Source organism: Streptomyces nigrescens, from assembly GCF_027626975.1.
Classification (GTDB): Bacteria; Actinomycetota; Actinomycetes; order Streptomycetales; family Streptomycetaceae; genus Streptomyces; species Streptomyces nigrescens.
This window is the reverse complement of sequence record NZ_CP114203.1, coordinates 2,585,730-2,610,627: the sequence shown is the minus strand read 5'-3', so window position 1 is coordinate 2,610,627 and position 24,898 is coordinate 2,585,730. Positions and strand designations below refer to the sequence as shown.

The following is a 24,898-nucleotide window of genomic DNA, read 5'->3' as shown; positions in this document are numbered from 1 at the left end:
CCACCCATGACCACTACCCGGATGGAGGGCCCCTGCCTGCCCTCATACCGCACGCTGTCCGCCCTCGCGCTGTCCGAGCCCGAGGACCACGTCCGTGAACTCACCGACTGGGTGGAGCACGCCTCCGCCGTTACCGCCCTCCCCGGGGCAAAGAACAGCTGGGATACGGCCTACAGGTGGCTGCGACTCGCCCAGGGCCTGCGCACGGTGACGTTGGACATGTCGTACGACGACGGCGGCATGTGCTCGGCGGGCCTCGACTTCGACGCTGTCTGGACCGAGATGATGGAGGAGTGGCAGCAGCATCAGGTCCGTCTCGGCTATCTGCGTGCAGCACTTGAAGGATTCGGCCGGCTGCTGCACCCGGACACCGCGGAGCCCGGACTGGCAGTCGAGGCCGCGGAACAGCGGCTGCACCATCGTGCCGACGCATGGCCAGTGCACGCTCGCGCGGTCGCCGACCATCTGCGGACACATGCCCCGGACGGGGTGCCAGGCGCCGGCATGCCGGTGGCGGCAGCGGTGACTCAGGCGATTGCCTTGCACGAGATGGCCGTTCACGGCCGTGCTGTCGTCCCCGAGCCGGACAGCGACGCGGACGGGAAGGTCTTTCCCACCGGGCACGCTGAGGTCTGCGCGGTCAAGGAAGCCTCCACAGTGCTGCTGCTGGGGCTACAGCTGCTGATGGCGGCAGCGGTGCAGGAGGACCGCGTCGCCGTTTTCGACGACAAATACCTTCTCGACGGCATGTGGATTCCCGACTCCTCGGGCGGCAGCCGCTGGGTGGATGAAGAGATGCCCTACGGCGAGTACCTCGCCGTCCTCCACCTTCAGCCCGGTGAGCCGCCCGAGCTCTGACTCCGCCACCAGAAGTGCCCTGCGGCGGCCACGTCGGCACGCCAGGGCAAATGACGGGTGGGGACCGCAGCCATGGCTGCGATCCCCACCCATCGCGGCCTGCTCGACAGGTATCAGGTCATGCACCAGCCGGAGTCGCAGGCCCCCTCATCGTCATTGATGCCATCTACCCCCGGGCCCCGGTCGGGGATGGCCTGGGTGAGGGGGATGCCGTACCTCGTGAGATACACGGCATCCCGCCCGAGTGCGGCCCGCCGACGGTTGATCGTCTCCTCCAGTAGGACCGACTGAGCGAACAACTCGGGCTCGTGCCGACGCTGGTGGCGCCAGGCGCCGACGGTGCGGAAGGGGCAGAAGAAGCACGAGCTCTTGGGCGGTACTGGCAGGCCGGCCTCGGCGATGATGCGCTCGCAGTCGTCCCGGCGCAGCCCGAGGTCGAGGAGGGGGTACTCGATGACCTCGTGGGCTTCCCTCCGCCGGCGGTTGGCGCGATGGATTTCGTCGACCGATATGCCGATACCGACCGCTGCCGGGTCCTCCGCGGTGGCGCCATGCTCCCGAAGCCACTGACCGACCACCTTGATCTTGAAGTCGGCGGTGCAGTTGCGGCGGCCAGGAGCGCCGTTGGCCATGCGGACCGGGATGGGGATCGACCGGGTGTCCGGCCGGTTCAGCCGCTGCATAAGCGTTTCCGTGGCCCCGTCGCGGCGGCGCCGCTTCAGCTCGTGGACGTCCAGTCCCGCACGTGCGGCGTACGGGATGGCGATCTCGCGGACGTAGGCAAGGGTGGCGGGGTGCTCGCTGTCGTCGCCGACGTTAGCGAACAGGAAGGTGCGGAAGTCGATCTCACCCTGAGCGGCCAGCACGAGAAGGGCTGTGCTCTGGACACCGCCTCCGTAGGAGACGACCTTCATCGGACGGATGCTGGGCTCGCTGGAAGCGACGCGTGGAATGGAGTCGGAGGGATCGGCGTGATGGGCTCCGGAGGTCTGCTGCAAGATCGTCATGTGAGAGACAGTATGGATAGAGCAGTCGATGGGCAAGTGTTTCTACCACTGCTGTCGGCGAACGCGGACCCGAAGTGGGGAGGAAGCCTTAGAGGGGCGAGGGCTACGGCTGAGGCTTGATAGTGACGGAATAGCCTTGGGCCAGGACGGACGCGAGGAACTCGGCTGCGGCGTCATGGTCGGCGCTGGTGAAGGTTTGTGGAGCGGGCGGTGGCTGACGAGGCGGTCGCGTCACCGGGGCGGTGAGCCTTCGGCCACGAGGCTTCTGAGCAGGGCGCTGTCCTGCACGGAGGGCGGCGACTTCGGCGGCAACGATCGTTCGCTGTCGCTGCCGCCCGTCGTCCAGGATCGTCTCAAGGAGCCAGAGCGGAGAGCCGGAAAGGAGAAGGTCGGCCTCAGCGATCCGCTGCCGGTTGCGCCAGCGTGAGATCGCCTGCGCGTCCTGTCCGAGAACGCGTGCTGCCTCCTGGATGCCAACGACGACCGGCAGTTGTTCCTTGTTCGGTAGGTCATAGCCGAGAGGGATACAGGCTTTGTACGTCGCTAGCCGTTCCCGGTCGACCGCGCGATCGCCCTCGCCATCGAGTCGCATGACGGTGCTCAACAGCCAGTACGGATTGCCCGATGCGATCAGATCGGGCTCGTCGAGCGTGCCTTCCGTCCGCCACCGTTGGGAAGTCTGCCGCTCTATGTGGAAGAGGAAGGCGATCTCGGTGTGCCCGAGGAGGAACGGGACACGTACCTCTGCCATGAAACGGCCTTCCCCATCACCTTGTGTCCGCGCGCGTCGGCGACGCGCTGGCAGGCCACGCCGTGGCCTTGATCTTAGGCGTGCTCTATGCCAGGTCGCAGCTCCCATGAGCCCACTTCGGTGTAGTACCGGCCGAAGTGCTGGAGCCAGGCCGCGAGCGTCTCAGTCGTCCTGCGCGCCTGATCTTCCGTATCTCCAGTCCGCTCAGCGATGGCGCGCTGGAGCTCGACGTTGCTGAGACGCTGTTCTGCGGTCAGCTGACCGAGTTCCGGGATCGCATGCAAGCGGGCCTCGACCTCGGCGTTGAAGGCGTCTTCAAGAAGGCCAGCGGTCACATCGAGCATGGCCAGGTCCCGCACGATGCCAGCCTCCACTCGCGACGTGAAGCTCTGCCGCCCGCTGTAGAGGGCGTAGACGTTCTCCGGTCTCCTCGTTTCGGGGAACCAGTAGGGGGCCGCTTCGTCCTCAGACGGCGGAGTGACGCGCTCGCTCCTCAGGAGTTCTGCCTGCTGTCGTACGAGGGCTGCCATATGGGGTGTGGCTCTTGTTGAGAGGGCGTCGATCTGAGCGAGGACGCGCTCTACCTCGGGGTGATCAGCCGCCACCTCCAGCAGGAGTTCCACGTTGGCGTTCGGCACGCGCCCAGTGGCCTTGCCAGTCAGGTTTGCGGAGCCCACCAGGCAGCGGCCGTTGGCACAGTAGAGCTTGGCGTGCAGAGACGGACACAAGGCAATGGAAATGCGGTCGTCGTTCTGGGCAGCTTCGATGATCTCCGGGTCGGAAACCCCGGCGGCTACCTCCGCCGGGGTCCAACGAGTGACGCACGTGATCTTCCGGACTGACGAGGGCACCGAGGCGATGGTCTCCTCGAAGATCGCCTTCTTGATGAAGGGGGCGATGACGACCACCTCCTCGGTGGCGTCCTCCATCAGGTCCGCGATCTGCTGCCAGACATGGTCCGGCTGCGTCACTCCTCTTCGCTCCCGTCCTCGATGAAGTCACGGGCGTAGCGTCCCCAGTCGCTGCGGGCATCCGCGATCACCCGGCGCTCCTTCTTGCTGGGAATCTCGTCCTCCATCCGTGCCCAGCTGAAGATGAGCAGCTTGAAGGTCTCGGTCGCACGGGCGAGCCGCTGGCGGAGCTCTGCGTCGTTCGCGTCCTCGGGCACGTCCTCAAGGACGGCCATCAGTTTGCTGTGCAGGGGGTGTTCCGTGTTGAAGGACACCTGGAGCATGCCGGCGAGCAGGTCGATGTTGAAGAAGGCCGAGGAGTCCTGGGGGCTGGAGATCCATCGCACTCGCCAGTCGTTCTCCAGGGCCTCGTCGACCAACGTCTGGGCGGTGTCATCGTCGACGTGGTGTCGCTCGGTCAGCGCAGTGAACTGCTCCTGGCGCTTGTCGGCTTCCGTCGCCTCCTCGGCGAGGCGGTCGGTCGTGCCGGTGTGCCCGTCCTCCTGGCGGCGCTTGACGGCGTCCGTCGCCTTGGAGGCGACGTCCTCGTCGTGCCGCTTCTTGCCCTTGCGTCCGCCGAGCGTCTGCTGCTTCAGCTTCTTGCGCATCTTGCCGAGCAGGCCCTTGAGGTACTGGGCGAGGTCGATCAGCGGCAGACGGGGGTCGCCCAGTTCCCGGAGACGGTCCTTGAACTGTTTGGGGGTCTCGTCGGGGTCCTGCTCGGCCGACCAGTCGAAGTCGGCGAGTGAGGAGAACACGACGGCGGTCTGCTTGTTGTTGGTGACGCCGAACACTTCGTCGAGCTCGGGCGGGAAGTCCACCTCGACGCCCCACCAGCGCTCCACGGGGTCGTAGCCGATCGCCCACGAGGTGTCGAGATCGAGTTCGCGGCCCTTGCGGACCAGCGAGACGCCGACGTTCCGACGGGCGTGCTTCCCCCACTTCTGGAAACCACCCTCCCGGTTGGGGATGGCGGTGTCGGGCCATGGGTGGCCGGCTACATCGGAACGGCGGGCCTCGGGCCGGGCGATGGATGCGCGCACCGTGACGGTGTGCTGGGTGCCGTCGACCGTGATGGGATAGCGGTAGACCCCGGGTTCGGCGTCGTTGCCCATGTGGAAGGGCTCGAACATGGGAGTGCTGCTGAACGGCGCGGGCGTGCCGGTCTCCGCCATCAGGTACAGAGGGTCGTTGGGCTCGGCGTAGTAGGCGCCGTTGTCCCCTTCGGTGACCTTTTCGATGACCTTCCCGTCACGAACGGGGGCCATCTTGATGTCCACGGAGCCGTCGTGCAGGTAGTGCCGGTACACGCGCCCGATCAACTCGGCGGTGTTGCGCAGGGTAGCCCCGGCACTGTGCCACTTGACGCGGTCCAGGTTCGTCCAGACGACGAGGGTGCCGCTGGTGCCCAGCTGCGCCTCGCTCAGGTCATCCCACTCGTCCGGCACACGGCGAGGTACAGGCGCGGGAACCTCGTCCTGCCCGTTGGTGATCGCGTCCAGGTCGAGGTAGGTGTACAGAGCGTTCGCGGCGCCGTTCTTCCAGGACCAGACCTCGACCTTGGTGCACTGGGACATGCTGGAGTTGGGCAGGCCCATGCCGAAGCGGCCGATTCGGTTGCGGTTGTCACCGAGGCCGTCTCCGTATTTCAGGGCGCGGCGCAGGAGTTCGCTGTCCATGCCCTTGCCGTTGTCGAGGACGGCGATCTTGTCCACCCGATACCGAGTCTGGGTGGCGCCTGCGATGGGGCCCTCGCATGCGAAGACCTGTACGAGCGTGGCTTCCGCGTCGATGCTGTTGTCGATCAGCTCGGCGAGCGCGTAGGCGGTGTTCTTGTAGCCACTGTCGCGCATGGCCTTGACGGTCAGCGAAGGGCTGACGATCCGGTAGTTGTTTCCTTCGCCGGTCACGCTGTCTCCCATACATCTTCCCAGTTGGTGAATGCTTCGGCGACGTCGCCGAACCCGGGGAGCTCCGGGTCGACGACGGTGACGATCTCGCAGGTTTCGGTTCCGCCGGCCTTGGGGCCGCGGATGACCCGGCCGACCATCTGGCTGTAGAGCACCAGGGACTTTGTCGGCCGGGCGATGACGGCGGCGCTGGCTGCGGGCGCGTCGAAGCCCGTGGTCAGGACTCCGAAGTTGCACAGGATCATGGGCCGGCGTGCCGCGCTCTTGAAACTACGGATGGCGTCGCTGCGGTGTCGTGGAGATGATTCCCCAGTCACGAACACCGCGTGGAGGCCAGCCGCGGACAGCACCGAAGCGATGAGCCGGCAGTGCTGCACCGATGCCGCGAACACGAGGATGCGGCGGTGCTGCTTCTCGAGCAGCTCCATGATCGTCTGGACAACCTTGAGGTTCCACTGCTCGTCCTTCGCGAGCTCGGCGATGATGCTGTCCGGGATCTCGAACGCTCGCGCCAGGTTCTGTTGATCCCGGGCTGACAGATGCATGCCGGCTTCCGCGGCCACCGTGCGCATGATCGGTTTGGCCAGGTAGCCCTGGTCGATGAGGGCTGTCACGGGATTCGTGTAGCCCTCGATCTGCAGCATGACCTTCTGGCGGGAGAAGAAGTCGGCGAGTTCCTCATCCTTGGCGATGTCCGCCCAGGTGCGGCCCGGGGTCGCGGTGAGGCCCAGCAAGCTGGAGTCGTGGCGCACTGTCAGGTCGTCCACCACGCCCTGAAACGTGGGGGCGATGATCTGATGGGCCTCGTCGAACACGGTCAGAGTGGCGCGGGATGCCAGCGTGCGCAGGAACTGCGGGTCGGACTTGGCGGTTGCGACGGCCTTCTCCAGCCCGAGAACGACCAGTCCGTCGGTCACATCCGCAAGGTCCGGGGAAGCACCGCCCCACACGCGGAGGACCGGCAGGGGACGGTCGCCGATCCTGCCCCAGGCGCGTTCGAACTCGGCCGCGGCCTGCTCCAGCAGTTCCTGCCCATGAGCCAGCCACACCACCAGGGTGGGCCCGTGCTGCCGCAAGTGGTCGCAGATCATGCTCATGCCGGTCCGCGTCTTGCCCACGCCTGTCGGCAGATGGAGTACGGCCCGGCGGGGGCCGTCATACAGCAGCTCCTTGACCCGCCGGGCCGCCCGGAGCTGATGAGGAAACAGGGCGTAGTCGGGGGCCGTCTCCCTTCTGAAGGAGGGCAGTTGAGGCTGTACGCGCTCGACGGTGAAGCCGAAGAACTCCAGAAGCGCCCTGCGCTCGTCAGGCGTCCACTTCAGTGCCTGCAGGTACTCCAGCGGCTGCTCGTCCCCCAGCGACCCGAGCCGTTGCGCCAGTTCCGCCTGCTTGGGGCCGGGAACGAGGTCGAGCACTACGGCGCGCTCGTCCTCGTCCGCCACCAGGAGCTCAGCGTCGATCGCGATCGCGGCGACGGCTCGCAACCGCTCATCACCCGCCGTTCCTCCTTTGATGAGGTCAAGGAGGCCGCACAGCTCCTTGCCGAGGTGCCGGCGGATGTAGTCCATGGGGGCGTTTGCCAGGACTGCCTCGAAGGGCATTCCCGGTGACCACGTCGTCACAGCCTCACCTGACCGATGCGGCTGACGGCAAGCCGTGAGCCGCTCGCACAGGACCGACCATCATCGTGAAGTTCCTCCCCCAGCTCGACGCACACCAAGCAGCGCTTCAACGTGCAGATACTGCGCCGCTGCAGCATGTCGACCACCCTAGACGGGGCCACTGACAACAGGAGCACCATCAGACTAAAAGACCAGCCACCGAAGGCATTTGGCCACACAGTCGTCCCGTTTCCCGTCGCGAGACGGCCTTATCGGGAGCGGCCTGCACGCGAGGCGCGCAATATGGAACAAGTATTCGGTAAATGGCTTGCGACACCACGCGTTGGGGTGATTCAAAGAGTGGATCTCGGCTCGCGGCTAGGATCACGGCGAGCTACTGGTGGAACCCCGGATGCGGGAGAAGGTTTCCACCAGCAGTACATTGGTGTGCGACACGAGCGAGGCGGGGTGGCAGACGATGAGCGAGCCGAATGGGCCGGATACGTCCTATTTTGACTACAATGCCACCGCTCCGATCCGGCCGGAGGTCCTTGCGGCCGTCGTCGAGGCCATGCAATCGGTCGGCAATGCCTCAAGCATGCATCAACCGGGACGGCAGGCGGCTCATCGGGTCGACGTCGCCCGTCGGCAGCTAGCCGACCTCCTCGGCTGCTCACCCGGCGAGATCATCTTCACCTCTGGGGCGACCGAGGCGAACAACCTGGCCCTCCGGGCCTCGTTCTGCGCCGGAAGTCCCCTGGTTACAAGCCCCGTTGAGCATCCGGCTGTCCTGGAAACGGCCCGCGCGGTCACCGCCGGAAGCCCCGAGGATCTTGTACTCCTGCCGGTCGGCACCGACGGCCTGGTGGATCTCGACGCCCTCGATCAGGTCTTCGCCTCGCGTCATGGGGGAGTGGTCTCCCTGATGGCGGCGAACAACGAGACCGGCGTCCTCACCGATCTCCGCGTCGCGGCCAAGGCGGCCCGTGAAGTTGGCGCACTCGTCCACACCGACGCCACGCAGATCATCGGCCGTCTCCCCGTGGACGTCGCTGAACTCGACGTCGACCTTTTGTCGCTGTCGGCCCACAAGTTCGGCGGACCGCAGGGAGTCGGCGCCCTGTATGTACGGCGCGGGTCCCCCCTCCCGCACAGGCCGCTCCTCGTGGGCGGCGGACAGGAGCGGGGCTGGCGCGCAGGCACGCTGAACGTGGCAGGGATCATCGGCATGGGCGCCGCGGCTGAGGCTGCGGCGCGCGGACTCAGCGAGGAGGCCGAGCGCATCGCGGCGCTGCGCGGCCGCCTTGAAGACCTCGTGACCGACGCCCTGCCCGACTGTCGGATCAACGGCCGGCGCGATCAGCGCCTGCCCGGCGTGACGAGCGTCACCTTCCCCGGGGCGCCTGCGGACGCGGTCCTGGCGGCCATGCCCGACGTCGCCGCCTCGGAGGGCAGCGCGTGCGCGTCCGGCGCTCCGACGCCGAGCCACGTGCTCCTGGCCATGGGGCTGTCCCGGGCGGACGCCGACAGCACGATCCGCTTCTCGCTGGGCTACGCCACCACGGATGCCGAGATCGAGCACGCCGCGAGGGCCGTCAAACGCGCCGTAACGCAGGTTCGTGCCGCGCTGGCCGAAGCCGATGGTCCCCGCTGACCGTTACCCCGTTTACCACGTCATTAGAGCAAACGCATTGGCCACAGAGAGGTCCCGGATGTCAGACAGCCGGCTTGGGGAAGCCGCCCTTTACTCCTTCGCGCGACACGAAACATTCGCGCCCCGTTTCGGCTGGCTGCACAAGGCGTACATGCAGGTCAAACGTGACCAGGATGCATTTCTCGCAGACAACGCGCCGGTGCTGTTCGGCGTGGGCAAGAACATGGTCAACGCCATGCGCTACTGGTCCCGCGCCTTCAAACTGACTCGCGAGCACTCGCCCACGACACGCTCACAGGCCAAGTTCTCCTACCCCACCTGGGAAGCCCGCTGGCTCCTCGACGAGGACGGGGCAGACCCGTATCTGGAGGAGAACGGCAGCCTGTGGCTGCTGCACTGGTGGCTGGTCTCATCCCGTCCCGGAGCCAAGAGCCACGCGCCAACCTGGTACACAGCCTTCCACCTCGCCCCGTTCTCCCGCTTCACGGTCGCGGACATGGCACAGGTGGTCACCCGGCACGTGAACTTCTCCTATGACAAGAGCCCGGAAGAGGCGTCGATCGTCCGTGACATCGAATGCCTGACCAAGATGTACGCGCGCAGCGCGCCGGAGAAGGCCGGCTCGCCGGGCAGCTACGAGGATCTGCTCGCCTGCCCCTTCCGTGACCTGGACCTGCTCACCTTCGTGGGGACGCGCGGCAAGCCCGAGTGGCAGTTCACCAGCGGGCACCGTACCTCGCTGCCCCCTCGGGTTCTGGCCTACGCCTGCCTGGACTACGCAGCCAAGTTCTCCCGCCAGGCCAATTCGATCTCCGTGGCCCGTCTTGCCAATGAGCCGGGTTCTCCGGGGCGTGCCTTCCGTGTCCGGGAGAACGAGATCGTCATGGCGCTGCAGAAGACCGCCGCCGATCACCCTCAGCTGAACCTGACCGAGGCGGTGGGGCAGCGCAGCCTCGCCTTCACGACCGATCCCTTCGATCTGGCCTGGGAAGTGCTGGACGAGCAGTACGACTTCGTCACCCGCCGCCCCGGCTTCCCCACACGTGAGGAGTGGGCCGCCGAGTTCCCCGAGCTCGCCGAGGCCGAGGAGAAGGAACTCGCTACGAAGGCCACGGACGCCACAGCCGCGGCAGAGACCAACGACACGCTCTTTGACGAGGAGACCGCCGCGTGACCACCGCAACCCCCACGCGGACATCGAACGCCCCCTCGAGTTCCGCCCCGCAGTTTCCCGCCGGCATCGAACTCGTCGGCTCCCAAATGCGCTCGACCAACCTTGAGCGCGACGTCGAGGACGTCCTCCACGACCCTTACGTCGGTGCCCGGGCCGTCGACGTCCTGGAACGCATCGCGAGCGCGCTGGCCGACCAACGCCGTACCCGCGCATGGTCCTTCACCGGCCCCTACGGCTCCGGCAAGTCGACCCTGTCCAACATCATCGACGCCCTGTTGGGGCGGGATGCCAAGCGCCGCAGCGAGGCCGAGCGCATCCTCGAAGAAGCCAGCCCCGCCCTCGCCCACCGCATTGCCGCAGCACGCGACGCCATCGCCCCTGAGGGCTTCCTCGGCGGCGTGGCCACCGCGCGCCGCGAATCCGTCGTCGCTACCCTCTCCCGCGCCCTGCACACGGCGGCGGCGCGACGCTGGGGCAAACGCGTCCCGAAGGCCATCGCCACCGCCCTGGAGGCGTGTGCCGACCCGGACCGCGCCGGCGCCAAGGAGATCCTCAGCGCCGTCACGGCTCTGACCGCGGACAGGCAGCAGCCTCTGCTTCTGGTGATCGACGAGTTCGGCAAGACACTGGAACACCTCGCTGGCCACAACGAATTCGCCGACGCCCAGCACGACCTGTTCCTGCTGCAGGAACTCGCCGAGAAGGCGGCTGGTTCCAACGGGCTGCCCGTCTACCTGATGACCTTGCAGCACTTGTCATTCATGGACTACGCCTCACGGTCCAGCGAACTCAAGACCCGCGAATGGGCCAAGATCCAGGGGCGCTTCGAAGACATCACCTTCGTCCCGCACCACGGCGACTCCCTGCATCTGCTGCGCCGCCGCCTCGACCGCTCGGCCGTCAACTCTGCCGGGCAGGCCCTGATCACTGCGTCGGCCGAGGCGTCCGCAGACATCTGGACTCAGCACGGTCTCGGCGTTCTGGCCGAACTCGGCCCCGCCCACTTCGCGGACCTCTACCCGCTGCACCCCATCACGGCTCTGGCCGCGCCGATCCTTGCCGCTCAGATCGGCCAGCACGACCGCAGCCTGTCAGGCTTCCTCAACAGCGGGGAGCCCAACACCGTCCGCCACTTGCTGTCCCGGCACAGCAACGACAAGGCGGACCATGCCAGCACGGTGCGCCTGCCACAGCTCTACGACTACTTCCTCAACTCCGGGCGCACCACCCTGCTCGCCTCCGCCAACGCGAGCCGGTGGATCGAGGTCGACTCGCGCATCCGGGACGCCAACGGTCTCCCGGACGCCGACCAGGACGTACTGAAGACCATTGGCGTCCTCAACCTGATCGACTCCGACGGGGCACTCAGCGCCACCGCGCCGATGATTCACTTCGCCCTCCACGACCCCACCGACGTCGCTGACACTGACGCCTTCACGGCACTCGAAGAGCGTCTCGCCGACCTCGTCCGCCGGGGCTTCGTGGTCCACCGTGAGTTCAGCGGCGAATACCGGGTCTGGCAGGGCACCGACGTCGACATCGACGGACGGCTGAAGGACATCATCAGCCACTTCGATGACGCCTCGGTCATCGACCGACTCGGCAGCCTGGTCCCGCAGGCATTCGTGGCCGGCCGCCACAGCCAGGTCACCGGCATGATGCGGGTGTTCTACACCGCCGTCAGCGGCCCCGAGACCAAGACCGTCGCTGCCCCGGACGAGTTGAAAGAGCCCGCCGACGGCCTCGTCGTCTTCCACCTTGGCACCGACGCCGACCGGCCCAGCGTCCACTCGCCGCTGCCGGTACTTGTCGGCACGACCCCCGACCCCGACGTGGTGATGACCACGGCCACCTACCTCGTCGCACTGAAGGAACTCAGCAACCAGCAGGACATCGACCACGTCGCCCGACGGGAAGTCATCGAGCGGCTCGTGCAGGCCGAGGCCGAGCTCCTGGAGCTGCTGCAAGACGCCTTCTACCCGCCGTCCGCTGCAGCGTCCTGGAGCCTGTGGCACACCGGGATCGCCCCTGGCGAAGAGCCCGCCGCCTCCGGCCTGACGGCCCGCAGCCTGAGCGGCCTGGTCTCCCTGGCCTGCGAGTCGGTGTACCCGCACACCCCGCACATTCGCAATGAGATGCTCGGCCGCCACGTCCTGACCAGCCAGGCCGCCCAGGCCCGCGGCATACTGCTGACAGCCATGCTCTCCGCCTCGGGCGAAGAGAACCTTGGTCTCATCGGGTACAGGGCCGAACGGGCCATCTACAGCGGCGTCCTGGCCTACCTCGGCCTGCACCGAGAGAACGGGGTGGCCCAGGCCGAGAGCCAGCAAGAGAGCCTCCTCCCGTACGGCTTCTCCCCGCCCGGCGACGATCACGAGCACGCCCAGCCCGCCTGGAACGCCCTCAACGAGGTACTGACCGGCGCCACTGAGCGGGTCAACATGGAAGAGGTCATCCGTGTCCTGAAGAGCCCGCCGTTCGGGCTCAAGGCTGGCGTTATCCCGGTCTTCCTGGTCCCGGCCCTAGTCATCCGCCGCCACGACGTCGCCCTGTTCGAAGAAGGCACCTACCTTCCCCGGCTGACCATCGACGTGGTCGAGCGACTCGTCAAGGGCCCGGGACGCTTCTCGGTGAAGTACACTCCGGCCGGAGACGGCCAGCGCGGCAGCGTCATCAAGAAGCTGATGGTGTCGCTCGGTGTGGAGGCACCGCGCTCGAAGGCCCTGCGTAACCCCGACCTCCTCTCCGTAGCCAGTGCCCTGATTGTGCGTGTGGCCGACCTGCACAAGTACGCCCGCACCACCAAGAGCATCTCCGCCGACGCCCGCACCGTGCGCACGACGATCGCTGGAGCGTTGGACCCCGACGATCTGGTCTTCCATGCGCTGCCGAAGGCGCTCGGCTTGCCCGAGATCCCGGCCGACACGCGCGCCAATGCGGAAGCGGCGAACACCTACGTCGAACGTCTCACCGCGGCGGCCGACGAACTCGTGGCCATCGACAGCCAGCTGCGGGCCGAAGTTGTGAGCGTCCTCGCACGGGAGTTCCGCCTGCCGGCCGAACTGCCGGAGCTGCGCGCGCAGCTGGCTGCACGGCTGCGAGGCTTCGCCGGCGCGGTGCTGACTCCGGAACTGCGCGGCTTTGTCGACTTCGTCCTCAGCGACAGTCTTGAGGACGACGACTGGCTTGAGCCCATCGTCGTGCGCCTGACCAACTCCGCCCTCGGTGACTGGGACGACCACGAAGCCAAGCTCTTCCCGCAGAAGGCCCGGTCGATGGCTGCGGCCCTTGACCGAGTCGGGCACCTGCACCACGCCGGGAACGAGGCACGTGGACGGGAAGAGAAACTCGACGCGCAGTTGTTGACCTTGACTGACAGCGCCGGCATGGAGCAACGCACCCTGATCTACGTGCCCGAACAGGCTCGCACCGAGGCCAACAGCCTCGCGGCCGATGTCCTGAAGCAGGCCGAGAAGTCTCTCGGACCGGACGGAGCGAGGATCCTGCTCGCGGCTCTCGCCCAGCGCGTGACCGAGGCCGCGACAGCGGCGAGTGAAAGGAAGGCACAGGGATGACCGACGGAGACGACACTCAGAAGGCCCGGCACGTTCTCGGTATCTCCGGCGGCAAGGACTCCTCGGCGCTCGCCGTCTACATGCGAAACCGGGTCCCGGAGATGGAGTACTTCTTCTGCGACACGGGCGCCGAACTGCCCGAGACCTACGAGTACCTCAACCGGCTTGAGGCTGCCCTCGGCAAGTCCATCGTGCGGCTGAACGCTGACCGCGACTTCGACCACTGGATGGAGGTCTATCAGGGCACGCTGCCGAGCCCGCAGATGCGCTGGTGCACCAAGAATCTCAAGATCAAGCCCCTGGAAGACTGGGTCGGCGACGATAAGGTCATCTCCTACGTCGCCATCCGGGCCGACGAGAACCGCCTCGGCTACGTCAGCACCAAGCCGAACATCGACGCTGTCTTCCCTTTCCGCGAGGACGGCATCGATAAGGACGGCGTGATGCGCATCCTCAATGAGGCCGGCATCGGCCTGCCCGACTACTACGAGTGGCGCACACGCTCAGGCTGCTATTTCTGCTTCTTCCAGCGCAAGCACGAGTGGGTCGGCCTCCAGGAACGCCACCCCGACCTGTACGCCAAGGCCGTGGAGTATGAGGACAAGGTCCGATACCGCCACACCGCCATGAAGGGCCGCAACTACACCTGGTCGCAAGGCGAGTCTCTCCCGGAGCTCATAGAGCGCAAGGAAGAGATCGAGGCCAAGCACCAGGCAGCCCTGGATCGGGCCGCCAAGCGCATTAAGCCCAACCGGCCCCTGCTTGAGGTCCTCTCCGACGCACTCGACTCAGACGACGACGAGGCCGGCTGCTCCGTCTGCCACCTCTAGGAACGGTCGACTGGGGTGCCCAACTGCCCTGGCCCGCCTTGCGGATGTTCTCCGCAGGGCGGGCCTCTGTCTTTGGGTTCCCTGATCGGTTGTCAGTCCTGCCTGTCACACTAGATATGCCAGAGCCGCAGAGCCGTTCGGGGGGTCCTTCAGCATGCCCATTTCAAGCGTGGTCGGCCGGGACGCGTTCACCCGCATGGTGCAGAGGCACCGTGAGGAGGACAGCCCAGCGCTTCCCATCGAGGTCGGTCTGCTGCGGATGCTGGACGCGGACAACTGCCAACAACTCGACCAGGATCTCCGCGAGTTCGCCTCGCCATGGGAGGTCCACCAGGCCACGGAGAATCTTGCCCCGGCTCTCCCTGACGAACCCGGCCTGTACATGTTCGTCTGGCGACCTCAGTTCCAGTTCCAGGTCGACGGCCGTCCTGCACAGGGGAGTTTCCCCCAGCTCCTCTACGTCGGGCAGGCCGGCGCCTCGAAATCTGACTGCGGGAACACCATCCGTCAGCGCTACAAGGAGTACCGCCGGTACTTGCGGGCCAGCCCCGAAAGCCTGTGGACCGATAGCGAGCCGAAGACCCGTGAGCAGCGGCTCAGCCGCTATCTCCCGCTGCGTCCGATGGAGTTCTGGTGCACCACGGTGACGGACCGGAACAGGATCAGGGGCCTGGAGAAGAGGCTCATCCGCCTGTGGAATCCCCCGCTCAACGACTCCGATCGTCCCAAGCTGCGCGGACGGCTCGGTGCTCCCCGAGCAGCTTGGACAGCCTGATCGCACCCGCACGAAGAAGAGGTATCCATGCCCTCCAAGACATTTGTTCCCGCCTTTGAAGCAAAGGTGGGCAACTGGACCTACTACTCATGCCTCATGAGCTACGCAGCAGTTGCCCGTGAGATCAACTTCGCGCACGAGCTAGGCGGCAATCAAGACTTGGGAACAATGATTCAGAGGGGTGTCGGCACACGCACCACTGAAATCACCAACTACCTTCTGTCGAACGAGAACCGCTTCCTGGGCGCGATTATCGTCGCAGCCTGGGGAGGAGCCCCGGAGTACATCCCACTGGAAATGGAGAAGAGCTCCGAGAATAGCGATGTACTCGCAGGCATGGACCGCAACTTCGGGGTGCTGACCTTCGACGGCACCCATCAGTTCTTCGCTCTGGACGGCCAACACCGCCTCAAGGCGATCAAAGATGCCATCAAGCGAAACCCGGAGTTGGGGCGCGAAGACATCACCGTGATCGTTGTCCCGCACTTCGATGATGAAGCAGGTCGCCGAAGGACGCGCCGTCTCTTCACCAACATCAATCGCAACGCCGTCAAGACCACCGCGCAAGAGAACATCGCTCTCGACGAGGACGACGGCTTCGCCATCCTCACCCGCCGCCTGCTCGATGACCACGAATTCCTGCGGCAGGACGGCGTGGTTCAGGTCTTCAGCAAGGTCGGGAACGATGGTGAACTCAAGCTCGCCACCCGTCAGGTCGGCGTAACTGGCACCGCTTGGACAACAATCGGCGTCCTGTATGACTTGCTCACGGACCTGGGCTTCGGCCTCCACGAGAGCATGAACAAGACCTCTCAGCGCGCGACAGACGAGATCCTCGATGAGAGTTACGAGGTACTCGCCAAGCGCATGGATGAGTTGCTTGCGGTCTGTGGAAACATGCGAGATCGCTATGAGGCGCACGCAGCGCCCAGGGATCTTCGTGCACCTAAGGGGCGGGATGGAGAGGGGCACCCGTTCATGCGCCCCGCAGTCCAGGTTCAGATTGTCCGGGCTGCCCGTCACGTCATCGAGCAGCGCCTCCTGGAATGGCCGGAGCTCCTACGCCGTCTGGGCGAGTTGGACTGGACGATGTCTTCCGCCCCGTTCTCTGCGGTGTGGCAGGAGACGCCGGACGCCGCCCGTAAGGGCAAGATGATTCCGTCCAAGGAGAACAACCAAGCGCTGTACGAGTTGCTGCTCGTGCATCTTGCGCCGGCTTCCCGCGCGCAGATCGACCGTGCCATCCGCGGGTACCGTCAGGTGAAGAACGAGCGCTATCCCGTAGTGGCTGAAGAACTGGCGCGACGGCTGCCCGTCGCCGTCGAGGAGAACTAGCCGTATATCTCAGGGCAGGGCGGCTGACGGGCAGCCCTGCCCGGCTTCTGGCCGGAATTCCGGTTAGTCCTTGAGGTCGCACGTGGTGGTGCTGGATGCCTAAACCTTGACTGCGGTGTGCTCCGGCCTGTCAGCGATGGCGGTGGGAGTAATCCGCTGTGTGAATGGCGAAAACGGTTTCGGCCTGAGATGCGTGTGGGCCAGCCCCTCTGCTCAATGGCCGTGTCAAAATCGCATGAGAACTCGGTGCCTTCGGCCTGGCCGGTGGTGATTCCGCGCGCCTTGGGCGGTACGCGGTCGCCAAAGCATTTCATGACGCTGTCAGGTTACTTTGCCCTTGTTGGGGGGTTGGGAATGCCTCGGCAAGGCTGGCGATGGGCTGGCGGATGCGTACGGGAGCAGGTTGGCGCTGGGGACTTTGCCCAGCGGCACCCATTCCAACACGGTCTGCACATCGTCTTGTGGGAGCTCGATGCTTAGCCAACTTCCCGTCTCGGCAAGGAGGCTGGTGTTTCAGGGCTCAGTTTTACCGAAGGTTGTGAGGCATCCTCTGGCATGGCGCAGGATCATGCACCAGGGGAAGATGAGGCGTAGGAACGGTTGGGCGACGCTGCAGGAAGGGAGAGTCTGTGGCCGGGGCCGAGGACTGCCATCGGTTTGGGGAACCCGACGAGGGATTTACGGCTCGCCGATGGACAGGTCATGCCGCAGTCGACTCCGTAGGCTATCGGTCGCATCAGAGCTCTGATGGCAGAGGGCAGTTCGGTAGTGGCGAGCCACCGGGCCCTGCGGGCGTGGGCGACCCCGATGCCCAGTGAACGGCGGAGGTAGATCCACTCCTCTGCCAGGCGCAGAGCCGTGATCCCAGGCTGAAAGCGGTAGTGAACCAGCAGGGGGACAGTCGTTGTTGCTGAACAGGGGGGTGATTAGAAGGCGCCTGCTCTATCCACTGAGCTACGGGGGCTGACCTGCGAAAACGCGGCCTCCCAGCGCTGGTCCCGGCTGACGCGTGGGACGCATGTGGGATGTGCGATTCCCTGGTGGCCGTGGGACGCGGGCGTCCCCGGCGAACCGTTCGTAGCCTCTCACACCATCTTCACAGGTCCGAAGACCTTCGCGGAAACAATCTTGCTCCCCTCCGTGTTGCGGCTACGTAGCCGAAGAGGGGAAGGTGTCGGGCCTGAAGCTGTTCAACACGAAGAGCGGCGTGACCGAGGTCGCGCCCCGTCTTGCTGAGGTCGAGGCGGATGTCCAGTGCCTCGTCGAGGCACACATGGAGACGATGCTGGGAGTCCGGTTCCTGGCGAGCGAGTACAGCACGGGACTCCACGGCGGACGCATCGATTCGTTGGGGATTGACGAGAACGGGGCACCCGTCGTCGTGGAGTACAAGCGCGGCACGGACGCCGGCGTGTTCTCTGAACTAAGAAAGGCCGTCACGATCCCAGATCGACAGGATATCCATGAATAGAGGTTTGGCGCGTTGGGCGACTCCCACCGCTTGCTCAAAATCGAGATTGTGGAAGTATTCACCGACGCGAGTGACCGGATGAGGGAGACGTCGCATTGCTCTGAGGGCGGCGGTCTCCCAGTCCCGGACAGTGAGGTATGGCGGCGAAGCCCACCCGTCGTATAGGAAGGCTCCGTGTATGGCCGCATCGGTCTCATGCCGTGCCAGGCGTTTCTTCATGTGTTTGGACCGGCCTGCCTTGACGTATGGGACCGGCCCGTTGAAACCAAGCACATAGAGCCGCTCGCCGGGCTCTTCCCATGGCGATCCCAGTTCCCTCACCTTCCGCCAGGTGGCCTCTGAGAGTAGGCGTCGATCTGCCTCGTCTGTCTGGTCTGGACGGTGGGGATGATGAGCGATAGCAGCTTGGAGACGTTCCCGGGCCTTCTGAACTGCCGTATCTGGGGCTTCGTTTGTGGTCACCACGTCATCATGTCGAAGGGTACTGACAGTGCGGCCTGCTAGGACCGCCTGTCCGCGATCTGGCCGAAGGAGGGGATGCCAAGGTCGACGACGCTGCGGCTGGCGGGACGCCGGTCGAGTTGGGTGAGTTTCTCCTCCGCTCCGGCAAGGCTCACCTGAAGCCCTTCCACCTCGCCGAGCCATCCTTCGCGTTCGGCCTCGGCGATGCGGTCGAGGAGGTTGTCGCGGATCTCGACGAGCCGGTCGCGCTGGGCGGGGTCGGGCCAGAGCATCGGGCAGCGGACGCAAGCGTGTTCGTGGATGCACGGAGCGCCGAATGCGCGGCCGCATGCGCCGATGGAGACTTTGCGTCGTTCGAAGTGGCCGAGGAACTCCTGCCATTCCTCATCGGTGGGGACTCTGTATTCCTCGCTGGGGCGGAGGGATCGGCGGCGGGCAAGGAAGGCCATGTGCGCCTGAATTGCCTCCTCGGGATAGACGGCTTTGTAGCCGAGGGTGACGTTGATGTCCTGGTGGCCTGCGATCACCTGGGCGATGTGCGGTGGCAGTCCGTTGAGGATGGCGTCGGTGATGAACAATCTGCGGAAGTCGTGCGGTGTGTAACGCAGTGGGTCGCCGGTAGCGTCGATTAGTCCCGTGGCGATGAGGGCCTGGTCCAGCATCGTGCGGACGGTTTCGTCGGTGAACGCGCGGTCCTCGCCGGAGATGCGTCGTTGGAACAGCAACGGGGCTGGTGCCTGCCACTCGCATTCGCGCCGGTCCCAGGAACGGACCAGGGGAACCGCGCCGGTGCTGTCCCGGGCTCGGCAGATGATCGCGCTCAGGACGTCGGCGAGCTCGGGGCTGACCAGCAGCAGCCGCTCGGTATCGGTCTTGGACGGCACGATCTGCAGGAGGGGGACGAGCTCACCGGTGGTGGGCAGCCGGTATTGGACCAGGCTGTGGTGGCTGAGTTCGAGTAGTTCTTCGACGCGGATGCCGGTGCTCCGCAGGACCTCGACCGCGGCCCAGGTCCAGAAGGCCCGCTCGTCCTCAAGCCCCAGATCGCGGCGTTTGCTGGTGCCCGGGGCCTCGGCCCAGATCCGGCCGGCCGTTCCGTGCGGAACCACCGCGCGTACGAGTTGCTGACCGGCAGCAGTGAACACCTCGCCAGGGCGGGTTTGTCGGGCGGCTTCCAGTACCGCGGCCGCGTCCCTGCGACGCTGGTCGACCGAGCGGACGAGGACTGGCAGCACCGGAAGGCGCTCGCGAGTGCGGGCGTCCATCCGCGCCTTGCGTCGTCGTTGGTGTTTGCGGTTCTCCAACTCGTCAGCCCTCACCGGGCTCGGTGCCACCCACGGGCCCCAGCGACCGGGGTCTTCCAGTGCCCACTGGGCGATATCGAGGTAGAAGGCCCGCACCTGGGTGAGCGTGTCACGGTGATTGAGCCTCTCGACCTTGGTGCTCGTGCGCCGGCCGTCCGGGTCGGTGACAGTCTTTTCCTTGGTGCGAATCCTCTGCTTCCACTGCCCGATGACGTCCGGGGCGAGGCGGAGGCTGTCGGCGCCGGGATGGTGGTGCTCGATGTCCTGCCAGAAGCACTTGCCGAGGTGGTAGGAGAGGGACTTCAGGCTGTTGTGGTCCAGCGCGGGCTGGCGTTCCCGCAGATAGTCCACCAGCAGATCCCGAACGGGACGACAGATCAGTCCGTAGCGGTCGATCAGCTCCTCCGGAGTGCGCTGTCCCAGGTTGCGGACCGCGCGCAGATTCGGCGGGGCGTCCTCTCCGAAGGCTCCGAACTGGTGCAGCAGACGGTAGAACACCTCGGTCCCTGCCATCGCCCGCTTGAGCACCACGGCTTGGATATCGAGGAGTTCCAGGACGTCGCCGATGGTGATGTCGGCCAACGTGCCGCCCTTCGCCGCGAGGATGAGGGCGCTGCGGCAGAGCGTCGTGCTGACAGCGCCCGGCCGCACGCCCTGGGCTTGAGAGCCCAGCTCACGAAGGCGCTCAAATCCGCGCGGATCACGGCTATGCGCCATGGAGCGGACCAGCACTCCTTGGCGGCTGGCTCCGGCGGCCAGCCAGTCCACCGACGGCCGCAGCAGCTCAGCGCTGATCACCGTGGTCAGAGCCCGGCCCACTACCGGCATACGCCAGGCTACCTTCAAGCCTCGCTCGTGAAGCCACTGCTTGATCACTGGCCGCCAGGCGGCGCCGGCCTGCTCGATGCCGCTGGCCTGCCACCGTTCCTGCCAGGTCTGTCCGGGCTGGTCTTCCAGCCAGTCCAGCACCATGACGATGCCGTGCTTGTGGTGCAGTTCGCTGCCAGCGTTCTTCAGCGTGTAGGGCGGACGGGACAGCAACCGGGCCGCCTCGACGCGCGAGCGCTCGGTGCCCGGCCAGCTCTCGGGAACGGTCCGGGCGGGGAAGCGCTGCTGGGCGGCCAGTGCGCGAGTGCGCCCAGGTGAAACTCCGAGTGCCGGTGCGCGGTCGGCGCGTGCCGACAAGGTGGCGGTCACCGGGCACCGGTCCCGAACAGCACATCGAGACTCTCCGGCCGGTAGTCGGCTGCGGGAGGAGGCGCGATGCGGGCTGCTGCCTGCCGTGTCTGTTCGGCATGGTGGGCCAGAAGCCGCCGGATCACCACCTCCTTGCGGGGCGTGAGGTAAAGCTGTGTCGTGGTCAACTGGGCATGACCGAGGACGAATTGGACATCGGTGAGGGGCAGGCTGGGATCCTCGGCCATGCGGTAGGCGGCGGTGTGCCGCAGTGCATGCAGCGTCGCAGAGGTCCCCGCCTTGGCATTCGCCCGCTCGAACATCCGGTGAACCGCGTGGTAGGTCAGCGGTCTCGACGGCGAGCGCAGGGTCCACCACAGTGGGAGGCGCCGCCCGCACGGGATCGCATCGTCCATCTCCACCTGGTAGAGCCGCAGCCAGACGAACGCGTCGGTTGAGGCCGGGAGTTCCTGGACTTCCCGGGTTCCCTTGCGGACCACCGAGATCAGCTGACGCCCCGGATCCACGCCTGCCTGCCATGTACTGAGCAGCTCGCTGGCCCGGGCACCGGTGGAGATGTAGAAGGCGACCAAGGCCCGGTCCCGGTGCGACGGGAGCCGGGCGAAGATCTCGTTGAACTCCTCATCAGGGACACTGCGGGGCACCCGCTTGGGCACCCTCGGACGGTAGAGCCCACTGCGTTCGTTGCGGGGCGGGTCCATCGGGTTGCGATGGGCGTGCGCTCGTCGCCCATGACGTGATCGGTCCAGTGGGAACGGGTTGAGGACCGGACCGGTGCCGATGTCGCGGTGGAAGTCGTAGAAGGTCCGCAGCACTGTCTCGCTGTGCGCTCGCACCGACGGCGCGTACGGCGTCCCGCCCGCAGACCACTGGCCCGCCTCACTCGGGCGCCGCCAGTGCGGACGCCTCGGCTGGCCGGCGATCTGCAGCCAGCGGGAGAAGTCTCTCGCCTCGAGCCGACTCGCCCGGTCCCATGGCACCTCGACAGCCCACAAGAAGCGGAACCAGCGCAGCAGATCCATCCCGTAAGAACGGGCAGTCGCCGCCGAACGACCGGCTCCCTGCAGATCCCTCAGGAAGGCGCCAGCCCCCTCGACCGATTCCCCGGTCGGGTCGATGAGCCGGTACGGATCCCACGGATCATCCATGGCCACCAGCTCCCCGACCAGGGGTACGGACAGGGCTGCCAGATCTCTCGATGCCTCCACGGCCGGCTCAACGACGCCCCCACCACAAGGTCACTGACCTGCAGAAACTCCGCCAGTAGTTCAGTCAACAGGTCATCAACCAGGGACTCTTCTATCTGTCCTGGCTGATGGATCACCGGGCCGAGTTCGGACACCTGGTCCGCGACCGGCTCGGGGCCACGGCCGCGTCCCAGGTGCTGTGGAGCGCACCAAGGCTGATCTGCGTGGCCGGCGACTTCACCCGCTACGACATCCACGCCGTACGCGAGCACCGGCGCAGCATCGACCTCGTCCGCTACCGCCTCTTCGGCGACGACCACATCGCCCTTGAGACCGTGGCCTCGCACACCGGACAGAGGTCGGCACCCGCGACGGCCCGCCGTCGTGTGGCCGGCGTGCAGAGCACGCGGAGGCAGGACGTGACGTTGACGGAACTGGCTGTGGCGGTCGACGAGGCACTGCTCGGCCTCGGGGACGGCATCACCCGGGTCCAGCGCAAGCAGTACCGCGCCTACCAGCGACTGCGGAACTTCGCGTGCGTCTGCCCGCCGCAGCAGACCAAGCTGCTCGTCTACCTCAAGATCGACCCCAGACAGGTCGACCTCGTGCCTGGCTTCACTCGCGATGTCACCGGGCTCGGTCACCACGGAACCGGTGACCTGGAGGTGCAGCTGCGCACGCCCAGGGATGTGGAGCGCGCGCAGGAGCTGTTCCGGGCGAGCTATGCGGCGGCATGAAGGGTCGATTGCGGAGGCCATGTCGTGTGGCTGACTGGCGCCGTGGTCAGGGCGTGGGGACGGGGGTGCCGGTGAGGTGTTCGGCGCGTTGTGCGATGAGCGGGGTGAGGTGGGGGTGTACGCCTCTTCTGCACGCCTGGAGGAGCTGACCCAGCGCGACGAGTTCTCCGGCCTGGCCCGCGGGAGTGGTCAGAACCTCGGCAACTCCTGCCGCAGCCGGGCTGATGGTGCTGTTCTACTGCACGAAGGTCGTCGGTCGCTGGGCCGACGAGGCCGACCCCAAGCTCGCGCCCGCCCGGATCGCGGCTGAACGGATCGTGGGCGAACTTCAGGCCCGTTGACGACGCGAGTGGTCGTGCAGCAGCTTCCGGTACTGACGCGCTGTCGCCTCGTTGGCACTGAGGTGCAGTGCGTCGACCAGCTCACGCAGGTGTTCGGCGTCGTCCGAGCCCACCGCGACCGTGGCGACAGGGGGCAGGAAGTACAGCTTCCGCGCCGGCGCGCCCGTACATCCCAATGGAGCGGGCTTGGGCGTATGCGCTCGGGCTCGGACCTTGATGGAGCGTCTCAAGCTCGTGCGCGACACGGCTTGGATACCGTGCCCATATGAATCCTGCGATGGCTGGTCTTCTTGGGGCGATCAGCGGCGCCCTGGTCACTGGATCAGCAACCACTATCGGGCCGTTGCTCTTGCAGAGGCACAAAGACCGGGCGGAGGGGCACCAAAGGTCGAAGGAAGAGACGGCGAAGAAGGTCGACCTGGTCAATGATGTCGGTGTGCAGTGCCGGGCGTGGTTGCTGTACTTGTCCAGGTCGCTGCAAGACAGGCAGGCCGGCAGCCCAGCAACCCTGGCGGAATTCGATGAGAAGTGTGAAGGGCTTCGAACGGCGGCTGAGGGAGCCCTTGCGCAGGCCGCCAACGCGGGATACGCCCTGTCCAACAGTGGTCTCGCGGACGCTCTGCGGGCGTTGGAAGACCAAGTCCGCGTTGCTCTTCTTCTCCCGGCACACACCGAGGACCTGACACAGCTGCATACGCAGGCCAGCAGCTACTTCACCCCAAGGGAAGTCGTGACATTGCGAATGCTCGATGAGGTTCTGCATGACCGGCCGCCGACTGACCCCACTTCCGGAACGGTATTCGAGCGCCGCTTTCTGGCCTAATCTGCTTCGGCGGGCCGAGCGGGCGCATAAGGCAGCCGCGACCAAGTCTGGCACCAGCTGCGAGGTCGAGCGGAATGAAGTAGCCCTGGACCGACTCCCCTCAGCCCAGGCTGAGGTGAACCCCCTCGCTTCCGCAGGTAGGAGGGGCTGTGGCGCCATCCGCTCCGCCACCCCTGGAGAGGCGGCGCGTCGTCTGGCGCCGACGTGTGAGGTGGCGTCCGCGTCGCGTCCGGAGAGGTCACGGCAGAACGTTCACCCGTCGGTTGGGAATGGGAAAGGCATGCATCGCTGGTGCAAGAATAGGTGGATGCCTCCGGCTGGACATGTCCCTAAAAGAGTGCGGTTCAAGCTCCCAGTTCCGATTAGATGAATAATTGGCTGGTGTTGTGAGGTTGCTCAATCGCACTGCGGAACCGCCGAGTGCCCGAACAGCCGTTGGCGATCACTCAGGGGATAGTCGCCCGGCGCAAGGCCCTGTGGAAGGGACAGACGGACAGTACGCTGAGAGGGTGGCTCCGCGGCATCCCCCGTCTGCGGAGCCACCCTTATGTCCGTCGGTCAGGGAGTCGACCGCCCGGCTCCTCCAGGTGCGTCATCCTCATCAGGGCTGGACTGTCGGCAAAGCCGAACTCGCGGTACAGGGGCGCCGCTTCCTGGCTGGCGTGGAGTTCGAACAGGGTGACGTGCTCGGTACGGAGCTCGTCGAGTAGTGCGCGGACAACGGCTCTGGCGTAGCCGCGGCGCCGGGCATCCGGGCGTGTGGCGACCACATGCACGCGGCCTGCCAGCCCCCAGGGGTAGGACGGTGCCGGGAGCACGCGATGGATGAGCCCGAGGGCGCAGGCGGCCATCGAGCCGCCCGGGGCGTCGATGACGAAGGCCCGTGCGTCACCCCCCGGCGCTAGCCGTGGAGCCAGCTCGGCGGTGCACCGCCGGATCCACTCCTCGCCCATCGG

18 protein-coding genes and 2 pseudogenes are annotated in these 24,898 nt (G+C 66.2%); 11 read left to right on the top strand and 9 right to left on the bottom strand.

Features of this window, described 5'->3' with window-relative positions:
- The first annotated feature begins 6 nt into the window (after positions 1 to 6).
- The gene (locus STRNI_RS11855; RefSeq protein WP_277411248.1) at positions 7 to 858 is read left to right on the top strand and encodes a hypothetical protein; all 852 of its coding nucleotides are present in this window, start codon (positions 7 to 9) and stop codon (positions 856 to 858) included.
- Positions 859 to 971: 113 nt separating this feature from the next.
- Here the strand turns inward: STRNI_RS11855 and STRNI_RS11850 are convergent, their stop codons facing one another.
- The 5 genes from STRNI_RS11850 to STRNI_RS11830 all read right to left on the bottom strand — a co-directional run bounded on the left by STRNI_RS11850 (position 972) and on the right by STRNI_RS11830 (position 6,918).
- Positions 972 to 1,772: an adenine nucleotide alpha hydrolase family protein gene (locus tag STRNI_RS11850; RefSeq protein WP_277413241.1), complete on the bottom strand. Its 801-nt coding sequence runs from the start codon at positions 1,770 to 1,772 to the stop codon at positions 972 to 974.
- Positions 1,773 to 1,968: 196 nt separating this feature from the next.
- The gene (locus tag STRNI_RS11845; RefSeq protein WP_277411247.1) at positions 1,969 to 2,616 is read right to left on the bottom strand and encodes a hypothetical protein; all 648 of its coding nucleotides are present in this window, start codon (positions 2,614 to 2,616) and stop codon (positions 1,969 to 1,971) included.
- 74 nt (positions 2,617 to 2,690) lie between these two features.
- The gene (locus tag STRNI_RS11840; protein ID WP_277411246.1) at positions 2,691 to 3,587 is read right to left on the bottom strand and encodes a phospholipase D family protein; all 897 of its coding nucleotides are present in this window, start codon (positions 3,585 to 3,587) and stop codon (positions 2,691 to 2,693) included.
- Entirely contained in the window at positions 3,584 to 5,476 is a 1,893-nt protein-coding gene (locus STRNI_RS11835; RefSeq protein WP_277411245.1) for an ATP-binding protein, read from the bottom strand. The genes STRNI_RS11840 and STRNI_RS11835 overlap by 4 nt, the downstream gene beginning before the upstream one ends.
- On the bottom strand, positions 5,473 to 6,918 hold the full coding sequence (locus STRNI_RS11830; RefSeq protein ID WP_277411244.1) for a DEAD/DEAH box helicase: 1,446 nt from the start codon (positions 6,916 to 6,918) through the stop codon (positions 5,473 to 5,475). The genes STRNI_RS11835 and STRNI_RS11830 overlap by 4 nt, the downstream gene beginning before the upstream one ends.
- A gap of 571 nt (positions 6,919 to 7,489) precedes the next feature.
- Between STRNI_RS11830 and STRNI_RS11825 the strand changes: the two genes are divergently transcribed.
- The 7 genes and pseudogenes from STRNI_RS11825 to STRNI_RS11795 all read left to right on the top strand — a co-directional run.
- Positions 7,490 to 8,731, top strand: coding sequence for a cysteine desulfurase family protein (locus STRNI_RS11825; protein WP_277411243.1), 1,242 nt, complete (start codon positions 7,490 to 7,492; stop codon positions 8,729 to 8,731).
- Positions 8,732 to 8,789: 58 nt separating this feature from the next.
- A complete protein-coding gene (locus STRNI_RS11820; RefSeq protein WP_277411242.1) occupies positions 8,790 to 9,905 on the top strand; it encodes a DUF4007 family protein in 1,116 nt (371 codons plus the stop codon).
- A complete protein-coding gene (locus tag STRNI_RS11815) occupies positions 9,902 to 13,480 on the top strand; it encodes an ATP-binding protein (protein ID WP_277411241.1) in 3,579 nt (1,192 codons plus the stop codon). The genes STRNI_RS11820 and STRNI_RS11815 overlap by 4 nt, the downstream gene beginning before the upstream one ends.
- A complete protein-coding gene (locus tag STRNI_RS11810; RefSeq protein WP_277411240.1) occupies positions 13,477 to 14,310 on the top strand; it encodes a phosphoadenosine phosphosulfate reductase family protein in 834 nt (277 codons plus the stop codon). Before STRNI_RS11815 ends, STRNI_RS11810 begins: the two co-directional genes overlap by 4 nt.
- 154 nt (positions 14,311 to 14,464) lie before the next feature.
- Entirely contained in the window at positions 14,465 to 15,085 is a 621-nt protein-coding gene (locus STRNI_RS11805) for a GIY-YIG nuclease family protein (RefSeq protein ID WP_277411239.1), read from the top strand.
- 27 nt (positions 15,086 to 15,112) lie between these two features.
- Positions 15,113 to 16,420 (top strand): DNA sulfur modification protein DndB, encoded by a 1,308-nt coding sequence (locus STRNI_RS11800; protein WP_277411238.1) that lies wholly within the window; start codon positions 15,113 to 15,115, stop codon positions 16,418 to 16,420.
- Positions 16,421 to 17,591: 1,171 nt separating this feature from the next.
- Positions 17,592 to 17,843: pseudogene (locus STRNI_RS11795) on the top strand (DUF5655 domain-containing protein); the annotation flags it as partial.
- Between the two features lie 548 nt (positions 17,844 to 18,391).
- On the opposite strand, the gene STRNI_RS11790 reads toward STRNI_RS11795, so the two are convergent.
- The gene (locus STRNI_RS11790) at positions 18,392 to 20,854 is read right to left on the bottom strand and encodes a site-specific integrase (protein ID WP_277410293.1); all 2,463 of its coding nucleotides are present in this window, start codon (positions 20,852 to 20,854) and stop codon (positions 18,392 to 18,394) included.
- Positions 20,851 to 22,062 carry a tyrosine-type recombinase/integrase gene (locus STRNI_RS11785; protein ID WP_277410292.1) on the bottom strand — a complete coding sequence of 404 codons (1,212 nt, stop codon included), beginning with the start codon at positions 22,060 to 22,062 and terminating at the stop codon, positions 20,851 to 20,853. Before STRNI_RS11785 ends, STRNI_RS11790 begins: the two co-directional genes overlap by 4 nt.
- Positions 22,063 to 22,133: 71 nt before the next feature.
- On the opposite strand from STRNI_RS11785, the pseudogene STRNI_RS11780 reads away from it, so the two are divergent.
- Both STRNI_RS11780 and STRNI_RS11775 read left to right on the top strand, forming a co-directional pair.
- Positions 22,134 to 22,778, top strand: a pseudogene (locus STRNI_RS11780) (DUF5655 domain-containing protein); the annotation flags it as partial.
- 185 nt (positions 22,779 to 22,963) lie between these two features.
- Positions 22,964 to 23,119: a hypothetical protein gene (locus STRNI_RS11775; RefSeq protein WP_277411237.1), complete on the top strand. Its 156-nt coding sequence runs from the start codon at positions 22,964 to 22,966 to the stop codon at positions 23,117 to 23,119.
- Here the strand turns inward: STRNI_RS11775 and STRNI_RS11770 are convergent.
- Positions 23,107 to 23,295 (bottom strand): hypothetical protein, encoded by a 189-nt coding sequence (locus STRNI_RS11770; protein ID WP_277411236.1) that lies wholly within the window; start codon positions 23,293 to 23,295, stop codon positions 23,107 to 23,109. The two genes, STRNI_RS11775 and STRNI_RS11770, sit on opposite strands and share 13 nt — an antisense overlap.
- A gap of 89 nt (positions 23,296 to 23,384) precedes the next feature.
- On the opposite strand from STRNI_RS11770, the gene STRNI_RS11765 reads away from it, so the two are divergent.
- A complete protein-coding gene (locus STRNI_RS11765) occupies positions 23,385 to 23,942 on the top strand; it encodes a hypothetical protein (protein ID WP_277411235.1) in 558 nt (185 codons plus the stop codon).
- A gap of 545 nt (positions 23,943 to 24,487) precedes the next feature.
- On the opposite strand, the gene STRNI_RS11760 is transcribed toward STRNI_RS11765, so the two are convergent.
- Positions 24,488 to 24,895 (bottom strand): GNAT family N-acetyltransferase, encoded by a 408-nt coding sequence (locus STRNI_RS11760; RefSeq protein ID WP_338149729.1) that lies wholly within the window; start codon positions 24,893 to 24,895, stop codon positions 24,488 to 24,490.
- Positions 24,896 to 24,898: the final 3 nt, after the last annotated feature.

What these genes read in the sequence shown, in the direction of transcription:
- STRNI_RS11855 (WP_277411248.1), top strand. Translation starts at nt 7, where the DNA reads ATGACCACTACCCGGATGGAGGGCCCCTGCCTGCCCTCATACCGCACG.
- STRNI_RS11760 (WP_338149729.1), bottom strand. Translation starts at nt 24,895, where the DNA reads ATGGGCGAGGAGTGGATCCGGCGGTGCACCGCCGAGCTGGCTCCACGG.
- STRNI_RS11825 (WP_277411243.1), top strand. Translation starts at nt 7,490, where the DNA reads ATGCGGGAGAAGGTTTCCACCAGCAGTACATTGGTGTGCGACACGAGC.
- STRNI_RS11800 (WP_277411238.1), top strand. Translation starts at nt 15,113, where the DNA reads ATGCCCTCCAAGACATTTGTTCCCGCCTTTGAAGCAAAGGTGGGCAAC.
- STRNI_RS11850 (WP_277413241.1), bottom strand. Translation starts at nt 1,772, where the DNA reads ATGAAGGTCGTCTCCTACGGAGGCGGTGTCCAGAGCACAGCCCTTCTC.
- STRNI_RS11765 (WP_277411235.1), top strand. Translation starts at nt 23,385, where the DNA reads ATGAATCCTGCGATGGCTGGTCTTCTTGGGGCGATCAGCGGCGCCCTG.
- STRNI_RS11820 (WP_277411242.1), top strand. Translation starts at nt 8,790, where the DNA reads ATGTCAGACAGCCGGCTTGGGGAAGCCGCCCTTTACTCCTTCGCGCGA.
- STRNI_RS11805 (WP_277411239.1), top strand. Translation starts at nt 14,465, where the DNA reads ATGCCCATTTCAAGCGTGGTCGGCCGGGACGCGTTCACCCGCATGGTG.
- STRNI_RS11845 (WP_277411247.1), bottom strand. Translation starts at nt 2,616, where the DNA reads ATGGCAGAGGTACGTGTCCCGTTCCTCCTCGGGCACACCGAGATCGCC.
- STRNI_RS11810 (WP_277411240.1), top strand. Translation starts at nt 13,477, where the DNA reads ATGACCGACGGAGACGACACTCAGAAGGCCCGGCACGTTCTCGGTATC.